General features: G+C 59.7%; 20 protein-coding genes. 1 reads left to right on the forward strand and 19 read right to left on the reverse strand.

Annotated elements, in window-relative coordinates; translation table 11 throughout:
- The 14 genes from J2Y83_RS23410 to trmJ form a co-directional block, all read right to left on the reverse strand.
- Positions 1-1,008: a RodZ domain-containing protein gene (locus tag J2Y83_RS23410; protein WP_253398724.1), complete on the reverse strand. Its 1,008-nt coding sequence runs from the start codon at positions 1,006-1,008 to the stop codon at positions 1-3.
- On the reverse strand, positions 1,008-1,766 hold the full coding sequence (pilW, locus tag J2Y83_RS23415) for a type IV pilus biogenesis/stability protein PilW (RefSeq protein ID WP_253398726.1): 759 nt from the start codon (positions 1,764-1,766) through the stop codon (positions 1,008-1,010). The genes J2Y83_RS23410 and pilW overlap by 1 nt, the downstream gene beginning before the upstream one ends.
- A gap of 12 nt (positions 1,767-1,778) precedes the next feature.
- Positions 1,779-2,927, reverse strand: a complete 1,149-nt coding sequence (gene rlmN, locus J2Y83_RS23420) for a 23S rRNA (adenine(2503)-C(2))-methyltransferase RlmN (protein ID WP_253398728.1) — start codon at positions 2,925-2,927, stop codon at positions 1,779-1,781.
- Between the two features lie 28 nt (positions 2,928-2,955).
- Complete coding sequence (gene ndk / locus J2Y83_RS23425) at positions 2,956-3,381, reverse strand: nucleoside-diphosphate kinase (protein ID WP_017846179.1); 426 nt, start codon at positions 3,379-3,381, stop codon at positions 2,956-2,958.
- Between the two features lie 91 nt (positions 3,382-3,472).
- Positions 3,473-3,673, reverse strand: coding sequence for a Fe-S cluster assembly protein IscX (iscX, locus tag J2Y83_RS23430; RefSeq protein ID WP_017846180.1), 201 nt, complete (start codon positions 3,671-3,673; stop codon positions 3,473-3,475).
- 14 nt (positions 3,674-3,687) lie between these two features.
- A complete protein-coding gene (gene fdx / locus J2Y83_RS23435; RefSeq protein WP_104904502.1) occupies positions 3,688-4,029 on the reverse strand; it encodes an ISC system 2Fe-2S type ferredoxin in 342 nt (113 codons plus the stop codon).
- A gap of 3 nt (positions 4,030-4,032) precedes the next feature.
- Positions 4,033-5,895 carry a Fe-S protein assembly chaperone HscA gene (gene hscA, locus J2Y83_RS23440; protein ID WP_253398730.1) on the reverse strand — a complete coding sequence of 621 codons (1,863 nt, stop codon included), beginning with the start codon at positions 5,893-5,895 and terminating at the stop codon, positions 4,033-4,035.
- A 51-nt stretch (positions 5,896-5,946) separates the two neighbouring features.
- Complete coding sequence (gene hscB / locus J2Y83_RS23445; RefSeq protein WP_247399830.1) at positions 5,947-6,468, reverse strand: co-chaperone HscB; 522 nt, start codon at positions 6,466-6,468, stop codon at positions 5,947-5,949.
- 8 nt (positions 6,469-6,476) lie between these two features.
- Positions 6,477-6,800 (reverse strand): iron-sulfur cluster assembly protein IscA, encoded by a 324-nt coding sequence (iscA, locus tag J2Y83_RS23450; RefSeq protein ID WP_010565230.1) that lies wholly within the window; start codon positions 6,798-6,800, stop codon positions 6,477-6,479.
- Positions 6,801-6,828: 28 nt separating this feature from the next.
- Entirely contained in the window at positions 6,829-7,215 is a 387-nt protein-coding gene (iscU, locus tag J2Y83_RS23455; RefSeq protein WP_010565229.1) for a Fe-S cluster assembly scaffold IscU, read from the reverse strand.
- A gap of 99 nt (positions 7,216-7,314) precedes the next feature.
- Positions 7,315-8,529 carry an IscS subfamily cysteine desulfurase gene (locus tag J2Y83_RS23460; protein ID WP_253398732.1) on the reverse strand — a complete coding sequence of 405 codons (1,215 nt, stop codon included), beginning with the start codon at positions 8,527-8,529 and terminating at the stop codon, positions 7,315-7,317.
- 50 nt (positions 8,530-8,579) lie between these two features.
- Positions 8,580-9,071, reverse strand: a complete 492-nt coding sequence (gene iscR / locus J2Y83_RS23465) for a Fe-S cluster assembly transcriptional regulator IscR (protein ID WP_003194020.1) — start codon at positions 9,069-9,071, stop codon at positions 8,580-8,582.
- A 302-nt stretch (positions 9,072-9,373) separates the two neighbouring features.
- The gene (gene cysE / locus J2Y83_RS23470; RefSeq protein WP_247399826.1) at positions 9,374-10,156 is read right to left on the reverse strand and encodes a serine O-acetyltransferase; all 783 of its coding nucleotides are present in this window, start codon (positions 10,154-10,156) and stop codon (positions 9,374-9,376) included.
- Positions 10,157-10,158: 2 nt separating this feature from the next.
- On the reverse strand, positions 10,159-10,929 hold the full coding sequence (trmJ, locus tag J2Y83_RS23475; RefSeq protein ID WP_003210307.1) for a tRNA (cytosine(32)/uridine(32)-2'-O)-methyltransferase TrmJ: 771 nt from the start codon (positions 10,927-10,929) through the stop codon (positions 10,159-10,161).
- Positions 10,930-11,074: 145 nt separating this feature from the next.
- Between trmJ and suhB the strand changes: the two genes are divergently transcribed.
- Entirely contained in the window at positions 11,075-11,890 is an 816-nt protein-coding gene (gene suhB, locus J2Y83_RS23480) for a type III secretion system regulator SuhB (protein ID WP_010565225.1), read from the forward strand.
- A gap of 143 nt (positions 11,891-12,033) precedes the next feature.
- Here suhB and J2Y83_RS23485 read toward each other — a convergent pair whose 3' ends face one another.
- The 5 genes from J2Y83_RS23485 to tgt all read right to left on the reverse strand — a co-directional run bounded on the left by J2Y83_RS23485 (position 12,034) and on the right by tgt (position 17,053).
- Positions 12,034-12,576 carry a glycine zipper 2TM domain-containing protein gene (locus J2Y83_RS23485; RefSeq protein WP_247399224.1) on the reverse strand — a complete coding sequence of 181 codons (543 nt, stop codon included), beginning with the start codon at positions 12,574-12,576 and terminating at the stop codon, positions 12,034-12,036.
- Between the two features lie 124 nt (positions 12,577-12,700).
- Positions 12,701-13,615 (reverse strand): protein translocase subunit SecF, encoded by a 915-nt coding sequence (secF, locus tag J2Y83_RS23490; RefSeq protein WP_253398734.1) that lies wholly within the window; start codon positions 13,613-13,615, stop codon positions 12,701-12,703.
- 9 nt (positions 13,616-13,624) lie between these two features.
- On the reverse strand, positions 13,625-15,493 hold the full coding sequence (secD, locus tag J2Y83_RS23495; RefSeq protein WP_253398736.1) for a protein translocase subunit SecD: 1,869 nt from the start codon (positions 15,491-15,493) through the stop codon (positions 13,625-13,627).
- A gap of 62 nt (positions 15,494-15,555) precedes the next feature.
- A complete protein-coding gene (gene yajC, locus J2Y83_RS23500) occupies positions 15,556-15,894 on the reverse strand; it encodes a preprotein translocase subunit YajC (protein ID WP_003175975.1) in 339 nt (112 codons plus the stop codon).
- Between the two features lie 43 nt (positions 15,895-15,937).
- Complete coding sequence (gene tgt, locus J2Y83_RS23505) at positions 15,938-17,053, reverse strand: tRNA guanosine(34) transglycosylase Tgt (RefSeq protein WP_010565220.1); 1,116 nt, start codon at positions 17,051-17,053, stop codon at positions 15,938-15,940.
- Between the last annotated feature and the right edge of the window lie 2 nt (positions 17,054-17,055).

Consider the following 17,055-nt stretch of genomic DNA (forward strand, 5'->3'; position numbering starts at 1 on the left):
CTATTGTCCCAACTTCAGGCGAGCAGTTTCGCCACTGGTGAACGGCGCTACGTCGACAGGCTGGCCGTTGTAGGCCACTTGTGCTCCACGGGCAAAGCCCAGACGCAGCGTCAAAGGAGGCTTGCCGCCCTGGTCGAGCGTATCTCCCTTACGCTTCATACCGCTAAACAGCACTTTGCCATTGCCATCGGTGAGTTGCGTCCAGCAGTCAGCGACGAAGGTAATCTGTACGCGCCCGTCACCGGCGATCAACACAGGCGTGGTCGGCGGCGAAATCGCGGGCGCCGCCGGGGCGGTAGGCGCTGGCGTTTGCACAGGAGCGGCCGGCGCCACAGGTGCAGCCGGGGTGTGCGCCGCTGCAGCCGGTACGGCCGGGGTGTGCGCCGGAACGGCTGGAGCCGGCACCGCAGCGATGGCCGCCGGGGCCGATTCCGCTGCGGGCTGCTCGGCAGTCACTGGTGCTTCAGGCACAGCCTGGCCTTCGGCGACAGCCTGGTCTTCCGGCTCGTCCAATGGGTGAATCTGCGTGGTGCCGTCGGCGCTTTCGACTTCGACGTGCTCCAGGGCGTTGCTGGTCAAGTCCTTGGTGCGCTGGGAGGCTTGGTCCTGCCACCAGACGAAGCCGCCACCAATCACGGCGATCAGCAACAACAGGCTGACGATACGCAGGATCGTATGGGACACCCGCACCGGCTCTTCGATGCGCCCCAGGCCATGGACGTTACTGCCCTGGGAGTCGGTGCCGGTGAACTGGTCGAATTGCTGGACCAATAGGGTCTGGTCGATATCCAGTAATTTGGCGTAGGCGCGGATATAGCCGCGGGCGAAGGTATGCCCAGGCAGCTTGTCGAACGCGCCGGCTTCCAGGTTGCCCAGGGACGTGGTGGTCAAATTGAGCTTGAGGGCCACTTCCGCCAGAGACCAACCATTGCTTTCGCGGGCCTGACGCAAGGTGTCGCCTGGGTTTACGCGATTAGCTGCTACAACTTCCGGGTGCGCGGCTTTCATCATTGCTCCGACAGGTATTGCTGATATTCCGGCGTACCGGGATAGAGTCGTTCGAGTTGCTGGCCATAACGTGCGGCCGTGTCGCGTTCTTCATGAACCGTCGCCAGGCGCACTCCGAGCAATAGACTACGTGCATTTTGCCCGCTGAGCAGGCTAAAACGCTCGTAATAGTCACGTGCCGGCACATAATGCCTGTCTTCGTAAGACAACTCAGCCATTTCGAGCAAGGCACGAGGCTGGCGACTGTTCAGGTGCAGGGCTTTTTCCAGGTGCTGGCGCGCGATATCACGCTGGCCGAGACGCTTGGAGGCCACCCCAAGGTTCTCGAACACCCGCGACCGCTCTGGGTAGAGGGTATCGGCGCAGGCTTGCTGGAAATAACGGGAAGCCTGGTCATAACGTTTCTGTTCGAACAGGAAGCTGCCGTAGTTATTCAGCAGCCGTGGATCGGCAGGACGCGAAGCCAAGGCCTTGTTGAAATACTGCTCGGCCAGCTCAGGCTCGGCCTGGGCCTGGAACACCAGGGCCAGTGCGCCATTGGCATCGGCATCGTCGCTGTCCAGTTCAAGAGCCTTCTTCAACGGCATCTTGGCCTGCTCGCTCATGCCTTGGCGCAGGTAACCCAAGCCCAGTTGCACATAAGCCACTCGCGCCTCTTCACGGCCCTTGCCGGTTTGCAAAGGGCTGTCATGGCCCGAAGAAACACAACCGGCCGAGAGACCGGTAACAAGCAACAGCAGCGCAAGGCGCAAGGGCATAGAGATCCTCTCTCAGGTTCGAGTCGCAGCGCTTTGCGGCATATCGTCGGCAGCGCTCAGTTCGCGCACCGCGATATAACGTTCGCTGCGACGGGTGCGATCCAGCACCTGTCCTACCAATTGGCCACAAGCGGCGTCGATGTCTTCACCACGGGTGGTGCGCACGGTGACGTTGTAGCCGGCCTGGTGCAGTTGATCCTGGAAACGGCGGATGGCGTTGTTGCTCGGCCGCTCGTAGCCAGAATGTGGAAACGGGTTGAAAGGAATCAGGTTGATCTTGCACGGGGTGTTCTTGAGCAGTTCGATCATCTCGACCGCGTGTTCGACCTTGTCGTTGATGTCCTTGAGCATGGTGTACTCAATGGTCAACACGCGCTTCTCGCCCAAGGTCGCCATGTAACGCTGGCAAGACTCGAGCAGCATCTTAAGCGGATACTTCTTGTTGATCGGCACCAATTGGTTACGCAATGCGTCATTGGGTGCGTGCAGCGACAACGCCAGGGAGACGTCGATGTGCTTGGCCAGCTCATCGATCATCGGTACCACACCGGAAGTCGACAGGGTCACACGGCGCTTGGAGATGCCGTAGCCCAGGTCGTCCATCATCAGGTGCATGGCGGCGATGACGTTATCGAAGTTCAGCAGCGGCTCACCCATGCCCATCATCACCACGTTGGTGATGGCACGGTCGACGGTTGCCGGGACGCTGCCAAAGGATTTGTTGGCAATCCACACCTGGCCGATGACTTCGGCGGCGGTGAGGTTGCTATTGAAGCCTTGCTTGCCGGTGGAGCAGAAACTGCAGTCCAGGGCACAGCCTGCCTGGGACGAAACGCACAAAGTGCCACGTTTGCCCTGGGGAATGTAGACGGTCTCGACGCAACTGCCGGACGCCACGCGCACCACCCACTTACGGGTGCCGTCGCTGGAGATGTCCTCGCTGACAACCTCGGGACCACGGACCTCGGCAATAACCTTGAGCTTGTCGCGCAGGGCCTTGCTGACGTTCGTCATGGCGTCGAAATCGTCGACACCAAAGTGGTGAATCCACTTCATTACCTGACCGGCACGGAAACGCTTCTCCCCGATTGAGTCGAAGAATTTTTCCATTTCCTGCTGAGTCAGACCCAGCAGGTTGGTTTTTACAGTCGATGTAGTCATGGATTCACCTTCACTCTTAAGCCAATGCTTAGCGAGTGGTTACTTCAGTAGCTGCGAAGAAGTACGAGATTTCGCGAGCAGCAGCGGCTTCGGAGTCCGAACCGTGTACAGCGTTGGCGTCGATGGAATCAGCGAAATCAGCACGGATGGTGCCGGCAGCTGCTTCTTTAGGGTTGGTAGCGCCCATCAGCTCACGGTTCAGAGCGATAGCGTTTTCGCCTTCCAGAACCTGAACAACAACAGGGCCGGAGATCATGAAGGCTACCAGGTCGCCGAAGAAGCCACGAGCGCTGTGCTCAGCGTAGAAGCCTTCAGCTTCAGCCTTGGACAGTTGCTTGAGTTTCGAAGCTACAACCTTCAGGCCGGCTTTTTCGAAACGAGTGGTGATCTCGCCGATGACGTTTTTTGCAACAGCGTCAGGCTTGATGATGGAGAAAGTACGTTGAACAGCCATGGTGTAACTCCAGAAACGGTAATTTACGAAAAATTAAACCCGCGAATTATACGCGGGTTCTTGGGTATTGCCTAACTGCGTAAGGGAGGCGTCAGTCCTGTTCTTCTTTCCAGGCAGTCTGGATCGCTTCCAAGACCTTTTCGCCGCCGCGGTCGCGCTCATCGTCAAACCCTGGCAAAGCCATGACCATGTCACGCAAAGCTACAAAGTTCAGCGAGTAGGGATCCATATCCGGATTGCCATCGGCCAACAGGATAGCGATCTCTTGCACATCAACCCATTTAAGACTCATGACACTTCCTTGAATCAATGCGGCGCTTCGGCCGCATGGTTGAGCGAATATTTCGGAATTTCGACGGTGATGTCTTCAGTCCCGACCTTGGCCTGACAGCTTAGGCGAGAAGTCGGCTCCAGGCCCCAGGCACGGTCAAGAAAGTCTTCTTCCAACTCGTCAGCTTCTTCCAGAGAGTCGAAACCCTCGCGAATGATGCAGTGGCAAGTGGTGCAAGCGCAGACACCGCCGCAGGCACTTTCGATCTCGATGTGGTTGTCATGGGCAACTTCGAGGATGGACTTGCCGGTCTCAGCCTCCACGACCATACCGTCCGGGCAATGCTCGGCGTGTGGCAGAAAAATGACCTGCGGCATCAATTATTCCTCAATTTCATTCAGGTTGCGGCCCGCCAGGGCGGCTTTTACCGTCTGGTTCATGCGGCGGGCGGCGAAGGCATCGGTCACTTGCGACAGGCGCTTGGTCTGCTGCTCGATGGCATAGCCATCGGAGCCTTTCATCAATTCGGCGAGTTCCTGCATCTGCAGGTCGATGACCATGCGCTCTTCGGCATCCAGCAGGCGTTCGCCGTCGACCTCCAGGGCGCCCTGCACCGCTTCGAGCAGGCGCTGGGCATCGACTTGCTGCTCGCGCAGCACGCGGGCGACCTTGTCGTCACCGGCATACTGGAACGAATCCTTGAGCATCTTGGCGATTTCGCCGTCGGTCAGGCCGTAGGACGGCTTGACCTGGATGCTGGCTTCAACGCCCGAGCCCAATTCTCGCGCGGCCACGCTGAGCAGGCCATCGGCGTCGACCTGGAAGGTCACGCGAATCTTCGCCGCACCCGCGACCATCGCCGGGATACCGCGCAGTTCAAAGCGTGCCAGGGAGCGACAGTCGCTGATCAGCTCGCGCTCGCCTTGCAGCACATGAATCATCATGGCCGTCTGGCCGTCTTTGTAGGTGGTGAAGTCCTGGGCGCGGGCGACGGGGATGGTGGTGTTGCGCGGAATCACCTTCTCCATCAGGCCGCCCATGGTTTCCAGACCCAGGGACAACGGAATTACGTCGAGCAGCAGCAGTTCGCCACCATCGCGCTTGTTGCCGGCCAGGGTATCGGCCTGGATCGCGGCACCAATGGCCACCACTTGATCCGGATCGATTTCAGTCAGCGGCTGACGGCCAAACGCTTCGGCAACAGCTTCGCGGACGCGCGGCACTCGGGTCGAACCACCGACCATCACCACGGCAGCGACATCTTCCAGCTCAACACCGGAATCACGCACGGCGCGGCGGCAAGCCTTGAGGCTGCGGGCGACCATCGGTTCGATCAACGAATCGAAGGCTTCACGGGTCAGCTGGGCCGACCAATTGCCGTAGGAAACGTCAACAGAGGCCGCATCAGTCAGGGCTTCTTTGGCGGCACAGGCAGTTTGCAGCAGATGGCGCTGCTCGCCCGGGTCCAGGTCAGCGGACAAACCGGCACTGCTGATGATCCAACCGGCGATCGCGTGGTCGAAGTCATCGCCGCCCAGGGCGGTATCACCGCCGGTGGCCAACACCTCAAAGACACCGCCAGTCAGGCGCAGGATTGAAATATCAAAGGTGCCGCCGCCCAGGTCGTAAATCGCGACCAAGCCTTCGGCATGCTGATCCAAGCCGTAAGCCACGGCAGCAGCGGTCGGCTCATTGAGCAGACGCAGCACGTTCAGGCCGGCGAGCTTCGCCGCATCCTTGGTGGCTTGGCGCTGAGCGTCATCAAAGTAGGCTGGAACCGTGATTACCGCGCCGACCAGTTCACCGCCCAAGGTGGTTTCCGCGCGCTGGCGCAGCACCTTGAGGATATCGGCCGACACTTCCACCGGACTTTTCAGGCCTTGGACGGTGTCGATGAACGGCATGTGCGACTCACCGCCGACAAAGCGGTACGGTAGCTGGTCGCCCAATTGCTTGACGTCGGACAACCCACGACCCATCAAGCGCTTGACCGACAGCACGGTGTTCAATGGATCGGTAGACGCTGCCAGCTTGGCCGACTCACCAACTTCGGTGCGATCAGCGTGATAGCGCACTGCCGACGGCAGGATCACCTGGCCATCAGCATCGGGCAGCGGCTCGGACAGGCCGCTGCGCAAGGCGGCGACCAGGGAATTGGTGGTGCCCAAGTCAATCCCGACCGCCAGACGACGCTGGTGCGGTTGAGGACTTTGGCCGGGTTCGGCGATCTGCAGTAGGGCCATGGTAATCAGGTCTTATCTGTCTTTCAGGCGTGCAACATGGGCAGCGCTGGGTTAATCGTCGAGGCGCTCTTCTAACTGGCGCACTTCGTAGGTGAGCTTGTCGAGGAACTGCATGCGCCGCATCAGGCGTTCTGCCTGCTCACGTTGCGCTGCATCATCCCAACAGGCTGCGAAGCTTTCGTAGAGCGCATCCTGAGCCACTTTCAGACGCCGCTTGAAGGCCGCGACACCCGCCAGATCGGCTTCGTCCTGCAAGTCTTCGAGCTCTTCGCGCAACTGCATCTGCTGCATCAGAAAGTCCGGATCATGCACCGTGACTTCCAGCGGCAACTCACCACCATTCATCGCGAGCAGGTAACGCGCGCGTTTGGGGGGGCTTTTGAGCGTCTGATAGGCTTCGTTGAGGCTGGCCGATTGCTCCAGCGCCAGGCGTTGCTCACGCTCGGAAGCGTCAGCGAAGCGGTCCGGATGCACGCCACGCGCCAATTCACGGTAGCGCGTGGCAAGCTGCTCGAGGTCCAGCCGAAAGCTCGGCTGCAGCTCGAATAAAGCGAAATGACAAGGATTGCCCACAAGTAGCCTCAGATGTTGAAGCTTTCGCCGCAGCCACATTCACCGCGCACGTTGGGGTTGTTGAACTTGAAGCCTTCGTTCAACCCTTCCTTGACGAAATCGAGTTCGGTGCCGTCCAGGTAGGTCAGGCTTTTCGGGTCGATGATCACTTTCTCGCCGTGACTTTCGAACACCTGATCTTCCGCCACTACCTCGTCGACGAACTCCAGCACATAGGCAAGGCCGGAACAGCCCGTGGTGCGAACACCCAGACGAATCCCCTCACCTTTACCGCGCCCATCCAGGGAGCGTCGCACGTGCCGCGCAGCCGCTTCTGTCATGCTGATAGCCATCGTTGACTCCTTACTCGTCGCCAAATGCTTAGATCAAGCCTTTCTTCTGCTTGTAGTCGCGAACGGCAGCCTTGATGGCGTCTTCTGCGAGCACGGAGCAGTGGATTTTCACTGGCGGCAGAGCCAGTTCTTCGGCCAGTTGGGTGTTGCTGATAGTCACAGCCTCATCCAGGGTCTTGCCTTTCATCCATTCGGTCGCCAGGGAGCTGGAGGCGATAGCCGAACCGCAGCCGTAAGTCTTGAACTTGGCGTCTTCGATAACGCCCGCCTCATTGACTTTGATCTGCAGGCGCATCACATCGCCGCACGCCGGAGCGCCGACCATGCCGGTGCCGACATCAGGGTCTTCCGCGTCCATCTTGCCGACGTTGCGCGGGTTTTCGTAGTGGTCTATGACCTTTTCGCTGTAAGCCATGGTACTGAATCCTCACTCATCAGGGCCGCTCTGGAGCCCTGTAAAAACGCCTGCGTTTTCCGCCACGTTCCTACAGAGCTGGGGTGGCGGCTTCTATAGTTAGTGTGCCGCCCACTCGATCTTGGAAATATCGATGCCGTCTTTGTACATGTCCCACAGCGGCGACAAGGTGCGCAGCTTGGTGACGGCCTCGCAGACTTTCTGCGCGGCGTAGTCGACTTCTTCTTCGGTGGTGAAACGGCCAAACGTAAAGCGGATCGAGCTGTGCGCCAGTTCGTCGTTGCGGCCCAGGGCGCGCAGCACGTAGGACGGCTCAAGGGAGGCCGAGGTGCAGGCCGAACCGGACGAAACCGCCAGGTCCTTGAGCGCCATGATCAGCGACTCGCCTTCGACGTAGTTGAAGCTCAAATTCAGGTTGTGCGGTACACGGGCAGTCATGCTGCCATTGATGTACAGCTCTTCAAGGTTTTCGACCTGCTTGTAGAAGCGATCGCTCAGGCCCTTGATACGCACGTTTTCGGCAGCCATTTCTTCCTTGGCGATACGGAAAGCCTCGCCCATGCCGACGATCTGGTGGGTCGCCAGGGTGCCCGAACGCATGCCGCGCTCGTGACCGCCGCCGTGCATGGTGGCTTCGATGCGCACGCGAGGTTTGCGGCTCACGTACAGGGCACCGATGCCTTTAGGACCGTAGGTTTTGTGCGCCGAGAACGACATCAGGTCGACTTTCAGCTTCGACAGGTCGATGTCGACCTTGCCGGTGGACTGAGCAGCGTCGACGTGCAGCAACACACCTTTGGAGCGGGTCAGCTCGCCGATGGCCGCGATGTCGTTGATGGTGCCGATTTCGTTGTTCACGTGGATCACGGAAACCAGGATGGTGTCTTCACGCATCGCCGCCTCGATCATCGCCGGCGTCACGATACCGTCGGTGGTCGGCTCGAGGTAGGTGACTTCGAACCCTTCACGCTCCAATTGGCGCATGGTGTCGAGGACCGCCTTGTGCTCGATCTTGGTGGTGATCAGGTGCTTGCCTTTGGTCGCGTAGAAATGCGCGGCGCCCTTGATTGCCAGGTTGTCGGATTCGGTAGCACCGGAGGTCCAGACGATTTCGCGTGGGTCGGCACCCACCAGGTCAGCGACTTGGCGACGAGCGTTTTCAACCGCTTCTTCGGCTTTCCAGCCGAATACGTGGGAACGCGACGCCGGGTTGCCGAAGTTTCCGTCAACCAGCAGGCATTCGCTCATCTTTTGCGCGACACGCGGATCAACCGGGGTGGTCGCTGAGTAATCAAGGTAAATCGGCAATTTCATGGACTTTCTCCTAAATCAGGCTGGCTGGCGTGCCGTTAGCTCTTCGGCTGTCACTCGACGGCAGACGCTTCAATCTTGTCCAGACGCGGCGCCTTGGTGTTGCAACGGCGCTGGTCCTGACGCTGGGCTACTTCTTGCACCTCACGGCGAGTCACAAGATCAGCCAAGCTGATACCACTCAAAAACTCATGGATCTGCAGGCTCAAGTCACACCACAAGTGGTGGGTCAGGCAGGTGTCGCCGGCGTGGCAATCACCCAAACCCTGGCATTTGGTGGCATCGACGGATTCGTTGACCGCGTCGATCACCTGGGCCACCTGGATACCCTGCATATCGCGCGACAGTTGATAGCCGCCACCCGGCCCACGCACGCTGGAGACCAGATTGCTGCGGCGCAATTTGGCGAACAACTGTTCGAGGTAGGACAGGGAAATGCCTTGGCGCTCGGAGATATCGGCCAGGGACACCGGCCCAGTTTGCGCGTGCAAAGCCAAGTCAAGCATGGCGGTCACCGCGTATCGGCCTTTTGTAGTCAGTCTCATGGACAAGTACCAAGGTGTTTCAGAATGGGAGCAAGTATGCGATTCCCGAGTATTTAAGTCAACTATAAGACCTAGTACTTTAGTCAGGATTAGCCGCAAAAAGGGCGCGCAAATAATATCAGGATGGGGTGGGGACGAACAGCAGGAACAGGGCCGAGCAGGAATTCAGAGACCAATGGAGATCAACATGTGGGAGGGTGCTTGCTCCCGATAGCGACGGATCAGTCAATGTATTGGGTGACTGACCACCGCTATTGGGGGCAAGCCCCCTCCCACAGGGGACTTTTGGTGATCGCGAGGCTTCAGCCAGCCTTGGTGGCGGCTTCGTCTTTGATCTCGGCGAAGTCCTCTTCGCGCAGCTCAGGCAGGTCTTTCGCACAATAGCTGCTGCCCAACTCCTTCAGCGCGCCGCACATGCCGTCCAGCTTGCCGTCTACCGCTTGCAGGTGGTCAAGCAACTGACCGATGGCACGGGCCACCGGGTCGGGCATGTCTTCGCTGACGCCGTAGGCATCGAAGCCGATCTTCTCGGCCATAGCCTTGCGTTTGGCTTCCTGCTCATCACCGACTTCCGGCTTGACGATGATCCGCCCTGGAATCCCAACCACGGTTGCCCCCGGCGGCACGGCTTTGGTCACCACTGCATTGGAGCCGACCTTGGCCCCAGCCCCCACAGTGAACGGACCCAGCACCTTGGCGCCCGCCCCTACCACCACGCCGTTTTCCAGGGTTGGGTGGCGCTTACCTTTATTCCAACTGGTGCCGCCCAGGGTCACGCCCTGGTACAGGGTCACGTCATCACCAATTTCGGCGGTCTCGCCAATGACGATGCCCATGCCGTGGTCGATGAAGAAGCGGCGGCCGACCTTGGCGCCCGGGTGAATCTCGATGCCGGTCAACCAGCGCCCAAAGTTGGACACCACCCGCGCCAGCCATTTCCAACCCATGCCCCACAAGGCGCCGGACAGGCGATGAATCCAGATCGCATGCATGCCCGGGTAGCAGGTCAGCACTTCAAAGGCATTGCGCGCCGCCGGGTCACGGTGGAAAACACTCTGGATATCTTCTCGCAAACGCTCGAACATTTTTAATCCTTCCGCTTAAGAAGCTCGCCACGGGCCGCTTTCTGGGTTTCCGTGAGGATGCCACGCAATATATTCATTTCCGCTCGGCTGACCGAGCTGCGTCCGTACAGGCGACGCAGGCGCGCCATCAAGTGCCGGGGCTTTTCCGGATCGAGGAATTCGATGGCCACCAGGGTTTGCTCCAGGTGCTCATAGAACCGTTCCAGCTCGTCCATGGTGGCCAACTCGCCACTTTTGGTCGATGCCACTTCATCCTTCTCGACCTTGCTCGGCTGCCCTTCAGCGGCCAGCCAGGCCATGCGCACTTCGTAACTCAACACCTGCACCGCCGCCCCGAGGTTCAGCGAGCTGAACTCAGGGTCTGATGGAATATGCACGTGATAATGACATCGCTGCAGCTCTTCATTGGTCAGGCCGGAGTCTTCACGACCGAACACCAGGGCGATTTCAGCGCCGCCGGCGGCTTCCTCCACCACTTTGGTCCCGCATTCACGCGGATCGAGCAATGGCCAAGGGATTCGACGGTCGCGGGCGCTGGTGCCGAGCACCAGGTTGCAGCCGACCAATGCATCTTCCAAGGTGGCGACGACCTGGGCTTTTTCAAGGATGTCATTGGCGCCGGAGGCCCGGGCATCGGCCTCGTGGTGCGGGAACACGCGCGGCTCGACCAGCACCAGGCGCGTCAGCCCCATGTTTTTCATGGCTCGCGCCACCCCGCCGATATTGCCGGGATGACTGGTATTGACCAAGACGACACGAATGTTTTGCAGCAAGGGAGGCGCTCTCGGACACGGGAAAGGGGAGCAAATCTTACAGAACAGCCTAAGGTTATGCCATGAAAGCTCACGTCGTCCTTCACCTGAAGAAAGTTTCTGCTAGAATGCTCGGCTTTCTTTAACAACCTTAGGTGACACATCCATGCAGCCCATGCTGAATATCGCGCTGCGCGCCGCCCGCAGCGCCAGTGAATTGATCTTCCGCTCCATCGAGCGCCTGGATACCATCAAGGTCGACGAAAAAGACGCCAAGGATTATGTATCCGAGGTGGATCGCGCCGCCGAACAGAAAATCATCGACGCCCTGCGCAAGGCCTACCCTACCCACGGCATTCTCGGCGAAGAAACCGGCATGCATAAAGGCAGCGGCGAAGGCGAAGACTACCTGTGGATCATCGACCCACTGGATGGCACCACCAACTTCCTGCGCGGCATCCCGCACTTTGCCGTGAGCATCGCGTGCAAATACCGTGGCCGCCTGGAACACGCCGTTGTGCTGGACCCGGTTCGCCAGGAAGAATTCACCGCCAGCCGTGGCCGTGGCGCCCAGTTGAACGGTCGTCGCCTGCGCGTCAGCGGCCGTACCAGCCTGGACGGCGCCCTGCTGGGCACCGGCTTCCCATTCCGTGACGACCAGATGGACAACCTGGACAACTACCTGGGCATGTTCCGCGCCCTGGTTGGCCAGACCGCCGGCATCCGCCGCGCCGGTGCAGCCAGCCTGGACCTGGCCTATGTGGCCGCCGGTCGTTTTGATGCGTTCTGGGAGTCGGGCCTGTCCGAGTGGGACATGGCAGCGGGCGCCCTGCTGATCCAAGAGGCCGGCGGCCTGGTGAGCGACTTCACCGGTGGTCACGACTTCCTGGAAAAGGGCCACGTGGTTGCCGGTAACACCAAATGCTTCAAGGCAGTATTGACGGCGATCCAGCCGCACCTGCCGGCGTCGCTGAAGCGCTAAGCGAGCGAGCACAAAAAAGCACCCCTCGGGGTGCTTTTTTTATGCCTGGGATTTGGTGTGAGCTTAAATACCAGCAACACCACAAGCCAACTGTGGGAGGGGGCAAGCCCCCTCCCACATTGTGAACTGTGCCAGGCCCGGGGTTATTGCTGGTTCTGGCCCAGAATCAGACGCCCCTCTTTATCGACCGGGATCTGACCGCCTGGATCACGATCCATACGCACCGTACCTTCCTTGCCACCCAAGGTGTAACGCACGTCATAGCCGACAACCTTGTCGCTGATGTCGTTGACGGTGTTACAGCGGGTTTGCGTGGTGGTGTAGGTATCGCGGTTCTGCATGCCTTCCTGAACCTTGTTACCGGCGTAGCCGCCACCGACCGCACCGGCTACGGTGGCCAGCTTCTTACCGTTACCGCCACCGACCTGGTTACCCAACAGGCCACCGGCCAGCGCACCGACCACCGTACCGACGATCTGGTGTTGATCCTGCACCGGCTTCTGCCGGGTCACTGCGACGTCCTTGCAGACCTCGCGAGGCGTTTTAATCTGGGTGTTCACCGGCTGCACCGCCAGCACTTGCGCATACTCAGGGCCGCTTTTTACCAGGCTGTAGGTGGCAACAGCACCCCCGGCAGTCACACCGACAGCACCCAATACCGCACCAACCAGCAACGACTTGTTCACGTTGAACCTCCTGACCATCACAAACGGACCGAAAGATCCGCGCTATACCCAGCCTTGGAGCAAAAAAAAAGGCGCGAGTTCAATACTCGCGCCTTCTTTGTAACAACAAATCAACGCTCACCCATCAAGGGCGGTCGTCGACCTCCTTGCCAGTCGCGGCCGGAGGGATCAGGTCTTCGCTGTTGAGGTTCAGCCAGATCAGTACCACGTTGGCGATGTAGATCGACGAGTAGGTGCCCGCCAGAACGCCGATAAACAGCGCCAGGGAGAAGCCCCACAGGTTGTCACCACCGAAGATCATCAGTGCCGCGATCGCCAGCAAGGTGGAGATCGACGTCGCCATGGTCCGCAACAGGGTCTGAGTGGTGGAGATGTTGATGTTCTCGATCAGCGTCGCCTTGCGCAGTACGCGGAAGTTCTCTCGAACCCGGTCGAATACCACGATGGTGTCGTTGAGGGAGTAACCAATGATCGCCAGCACGGCAGCCAGTACGGTCAGGTCGAAGGTGATCTGGAAGTACGCCAGGATACCCACGGTTACCACCACGTCATGGATCAGCGACACAATGGCGCCAACCCCGAATTTCCACTGAAAGCGGAAAGCCAGGTAGATCATGATGCCGCCGAGCGCCATCAGCATGCCGAGACCACCCTGGTCGCGCAGCTCTTCACCCACTTGCGGGCCGACGAACTCGACGCGCTTGACCGATGCCGGGTTATCACCGCCGACCTTCTGCAAGGCCTCGGCGACCTGATGACCCAGTTGCGGGTCTTCGCCCGGCATGCGCACCAGCAGGTCGGTGGTCGCACCGAAGCTCTGCACGATGGCTTCGTGATAGCCGGCCTTGACCAGCTCGCTGCGCACCAGGCTAACGTCGGCCGGCTTCTCATAGGTCAGCTCGATGAGCGTACCGCCGGTGAAGTCCAGACCGTAGTTCAGGCCCTTATGGAACCAGCTGAACAACGCCAGAACGGTAAGGAGCACAGTGACGCCGAACGCAATATTGCGAACGCCCATGAAGTTGATTGTACGTAACATGGCAGCCCCTTAAATCCACAACTTCTTGAAGTCACGCCCGCCAAAGATCAGGTTGACCATTGCGCGGGTCACCATGATGGCCGTGAACATCGAGGTAAAGATCCCGAGGGACATGGTCACCGCAAAACCTTTGACCGGGCCGGTGCCCATGGCAAAGAGAATCCCGCCGACCAGCAATGTGGTCAGGTTGGAGTCGAGAATCGCGGTAAATGCCCGGCCGAAGCCTTCGTTGATTGCGCGCTGCACGGTCATGCCGGCGGCGATCTCTTCACGAATCCGCGAGAAGATCAGCACGTTGGCGTCCACCGCCATACCCATGGTCAGCACGATACCGGCGATGCCTGGCAGGGTCAGCGTAGCCCCCAGCAGCGACATCAAGGCCAGCAACATCACCATGTTGCCCGCCAGGGCCACGGTGGCGATGATGCCGAAGAAGCGGTAGATGGCGATGATGAACAGCGACACGAACAGCATGCCCCACAAGGCCGCATCGACACCTTTGGTGATGTTGTCGGCACCCAGGCTCGGGCCGATGGTGCGTTCTTCAGCGAAGTACATCGGCGCAGCCAGGCCACCGGCACGCAGCAGCAGGGCCAGCTCGGACGATTCACCCTGGCCGTTCAGGCCGGTGATGCGGAATTGAGCACCCAGCGGCGACTGGATGGTCGCCAGGCTGATGATCTTCTTCTCTTCCTTGAAGGTCTGCACCGGCACGTCTTTCTCGACGCCGTTGACCATTTGCTTGGTGTAGGTGGTCACCGGGCGCTGCTCGATGAAGATCACCGCCATGCTGCGACCGACGTTGCTGCGCGTGGCGCGGCTCATCAGCTCGCCGCCGTGGCCATCCAGGCGGATGTTCACTTCAGGCGTACCGTGCTCGCCGAAACCGGCCTTGGCGTCAGTCACCTGGTCGCCGGTGATGATCAAACCACGCTCGATCTGCGCCGCAGGGCGGTTGCCTTCACGGAACTCGAAGGTCTCGGAAGTGGCTTTGGAAGCACCCGGCTCAGCGGCCAGACGGAATTCCAGGTTGGCCGTCTTACCGAGGATACGCTTGGCTTCAGCAGTGTCCTGCACGCCCGGCAGCTCAACCACGATGCGGTTGGCGCCCTGACGCTGAACGATCGGCTCGGCCACACCCAGCTCGTTGACGCGGTTACGTACCGTGGTCAAGTTCTGCTTGATGGAGTATTCGCGGATTTCCGCCAGCTTGGCCGGGGTCATCGCCAGACGCAGTACAGGCTGACCGTTGAGGTCGGCCGGTACGATGTCGAAATCGTTGAAGTTCTTGCGGATCAGCCCACGGGCCTGTTCGCGCGCGGCCTCGTCAGAGAAGCCCAACTGGATGGCACCGTTGAGCTGCGGCAGGCTGCGATAACGCAACTTCTCTTTACGCAGCAGGCTCTTCACGTCGCCTTCGTAGACTTTCAGGCGTGCGTCGAGGGCTTTGTCCATGTCGACTTCCAGCAGGAAGTGAACACCACCGGACAAGTCCAGACCCAGCTTCATCGGGTGCGCGCCAATGCTGCGCAGCCATTTTGGCGTGGTCTGTGCCAGGTTGAGCGCGACAACATAGTCGTCACCCATGGCCTTGCGCACGACGTCTTTGGCCGGCAACTGGTCTTCTTGCTTGGTCAGGCGCAACAAGCCGCCCTTCGCGTCAGCTGCCAGGGTTGCCGCTTTAACCTGGATACCCGCATCGGTGAGCGCTTTGCTCGCGCGTTCCAGGTCAGCCTGATTGACCTTCAGCGAAGTGCTGGCGCCAGAGATCTGGATCGCAGGGTCATCAGGATAGAGATTGGGAGCGGAATAAATAAAACCGATCGCCAGCACCGCCAGGATCAGTAGGTATTTCCACAGAGGGTATTTGTTCAGCATCACGCCGCCCGCTTATAACGCGGGGCGCCTTGCGCGCCCCGTCGATTGGTAAAGGTTGTTACTCAGATCGCTTTGAGCGTGCCTTTAGGCAGCGTGGCGGCGATGGCGCCCTTCTGGAACTTCATTTCTACGGTGTCGGAGACTTCCAGAACCACGAAAGCATCGGAAACCTTGGTGATCTTGCCCGCGATACCGCCGGTCGTCACAACTTCGTCACCTTTCTGCAGGCTGCCGAGCAGGTTTTTCTGCTCTTTGGCGCGTTTGGCCTGTGGACGCCAGATCATCAGGTAGAAGATGACCAGGAAGCCGACCAGGAAAATCCACTCGAAACCACCGCCCATAGGGCCGGCAGCAGCAGGCGCAGCGGCATCAGCCATGGCGTTAGAGATAAAAAAGCTCATTTAGCACTCCAGTTGCAAATAGTGAATCTTAGGGTCGGAAAACTCAGTCCAAGGGCGGCACAGGGAGCCCGCGCTTGGCATAGAAGGCATCGACGAAGGCGGCCAATGTACCCTGTTGAATAGCCTCGCGCAAACCAGCCATCAGGACTTGGTAGTGACGCAAATTGTGGATGGTATTCAACATGCTACCCAGCATTTCCCCGCACTTGTCCAGATGGTGCAGATAAGCACGGGAGAAGTTCTGGCAGGTGTAGCAGTCACAGGTGGGATCGAGCGGCGAATCATCATGGCGATGGAACGCGTTACGGATCTTCAGCACGCCTGTATCGATGAACAGATGCCCATTGCGGGCATTACGGGTTGGCATCACGCAATCGAACATGTCCACACCGCGGCGCACACCCTCTACGAGATCTTCCGGTTTGCCAACGCCCATAAGGTAACGAGGTTTGTCAGCCGGCATCAGACCCGGCAGGTAATCCAGCACCTTGATCATCTCGTGCTTGGGCTCACCTACCGACAAACCACCGATGGCCAGGCCGTCGAAGCCGATCTTGTCCAAGCCTTCCAGCGAGCGTTTACGCAGGCTTTCATGCATGCCGCCCTGGACGATACCGAACAGCGCTGCGGTGTTGTCGCCGTGGGCGTTCTTCGAGCGCTGGGCCCAACGCAGCGACAACTCCATGGAAACCCGCGCAACGTCTTCATCGGCCGGGTACGGCGTGCATTCGTCGAAAATCATCACGATGTCGGAGCCCAGGTCGCGCTGGACCTGCATCGACTCTTCCGGGCCCATGAACACTTTGGAACCGTCGACCGGCGAGGCGAAGGTCACGCCCTCCTCCTTGATCTTGCGCATGGCGCCCAGGCTGAACACCTGGAAACCACCCGAGTCAGTGAGGATCGGGCCTTGCCACTTCATGAAGTCATGCAGGTCGCCGTGCTTCTTGATCACTTCCGTGCCCGGGCGCAGCCACAGGTGGAAGGTGTTGCCGAGGATGATTTCGGCGCCAGTGGCGACGATGTCGCGCGGCAGCATGCCTTTGACGGTGCCGTAGGTGCCGACCGGCATGAACGCCGGGGTCTCCACCGTACCGCGCGGAAAGGTCAGACGACCGCGACGGGCCTTGCCGTCAGTGGCCAGCAATTCAAACGACATAC

Source organism: Pseudomonas marginalis (genome assembly GCF_024169655.1).
In the GTDB taxonomy this organism is placed as follows: Bacteria; Pseudomonadota; Gammaproteobacteria; order Pseudomonadales; family Pseudomonadaceae; genus Aquipseudomonas; species Aquipseudomonas paraveronii.

Excerpts from the sequence above, each read along its gene's own strand:
- secF (WP_253398734.1), bottom strand. The coding sequence starts at position 13,615 with ATGTTACGTACAATCAACTTCATGGGCGTTCGCAATATTGCGTTCGGC.
- tgt (WP_010565220.1), bottom strand. The coding sequence starts at position 17,053 with ATGTCGTTTGAATTGCTGGCCACTGACGGCAAGGCCCGTCGCGGTCGT.
- iscR (WP_003194020.1), bottom strand. The coding sequence starts at position 9,071 with ATGAGACTGACTACAAAAGGCCGATACGCGGTGACCGCCATGCTTGAC.
- suhB (WP_010565225.1), top strand. The coding sequence starts at position 11,075 with ATGCAGCCCATGCTGAATATCGCGCTGCGCGCCGCCCGCAGCGCCAGT.
- J2Y83_RS23460 (WP_253398732.1), bottom strand. The coding sequence starts at position 8,529 with ATGAAATTGCCGATTTACCTTGATTACTCAGCGACCACCCCGGTTGAT.
- yajC (WP_003175975.1), bottom strand. The coding sequence starts at position 15,894 with ATGAGCTTTTTTATCTCTAACGCCATGGCTGATGCCGCTGCGCCTGCT.
- hscA (WP_253398730.1), bottom strand. The coding sequence starts at position 5,895 with ATGGCCCTACTGCAGATCGCCGAACCCGGCCAAAGTCCTCAACCGCAC.
- secD (WP_253398736.1), bottom strand. The coding sequence starts at position 15,493 with ATGCTGAACAAATACCCTCTGTGGAAATACCTACTGATCCTGGCGGTG.
- cysE (WP_247399826.1), bottom strand. The coding sequence starts at position 10,156 with ATGTTCGAGCGTTTGCGAGAAGATATCCAGAGTGTTTTCCACCGTGAC.
- pilW (WP_253398726.1), bottom strand. The coding sequence starts at position 1,766 with ATGCCCTTGCGCCTTGCGCTGCTGTTGCTTGTTACCGGTCTCTCGGCC.
- iscU (WP_010565229.1), bottom strand. The coding sequence starts at position 7,215 with ATGGCTTACAGCGAAAAGGTCATAGACCACTACGAAAACCCGCGCAAC.
- fdx (WP_104904502.1), bottom strand. The coding sequence starts at position 4,029 with ATGCCGCAGGTCATTTTTCTGCCACACGCCGAGCATTGCCCGGACGGT.
- ndk (WP_017846179.1), bottom strand. The coding sequence starts at position 3,381 with ATGGCTGTTCAACGTACTTTCTCCATCATCAAGCCTGACGCTGTTGCA.
- rlmN (WP_253398728.1), bottom strand. The coding sequence starts at position 2,927 with ATGACTACATCGACTGTAAAAACCAACCTGCTGGGTCTGACTCAGCAG.
- J2Y83_RS23410 (WP_253398724.1), bottom strand. The coding sequence starts at position 1,008 with ATGAAAGCCGCGCACCCGGAAGTTGTAGCAGCTAATCGCGTAAACCCA.
- iscX (WP_017846180.1), bottom strand. The coding sequence starts at position 3,673 with ATGAGTCTTAAATGGGTTGATGTGCAAGAGATCGCTATCCTGTTGGCC.
- iscA (WP_010565230.1), bottom strand. The coding sequence starts at position 6,800 with ATGGCTATCAGCATGACAGAAGCGGCTGCGCGGCACGTGCGACGCTCC.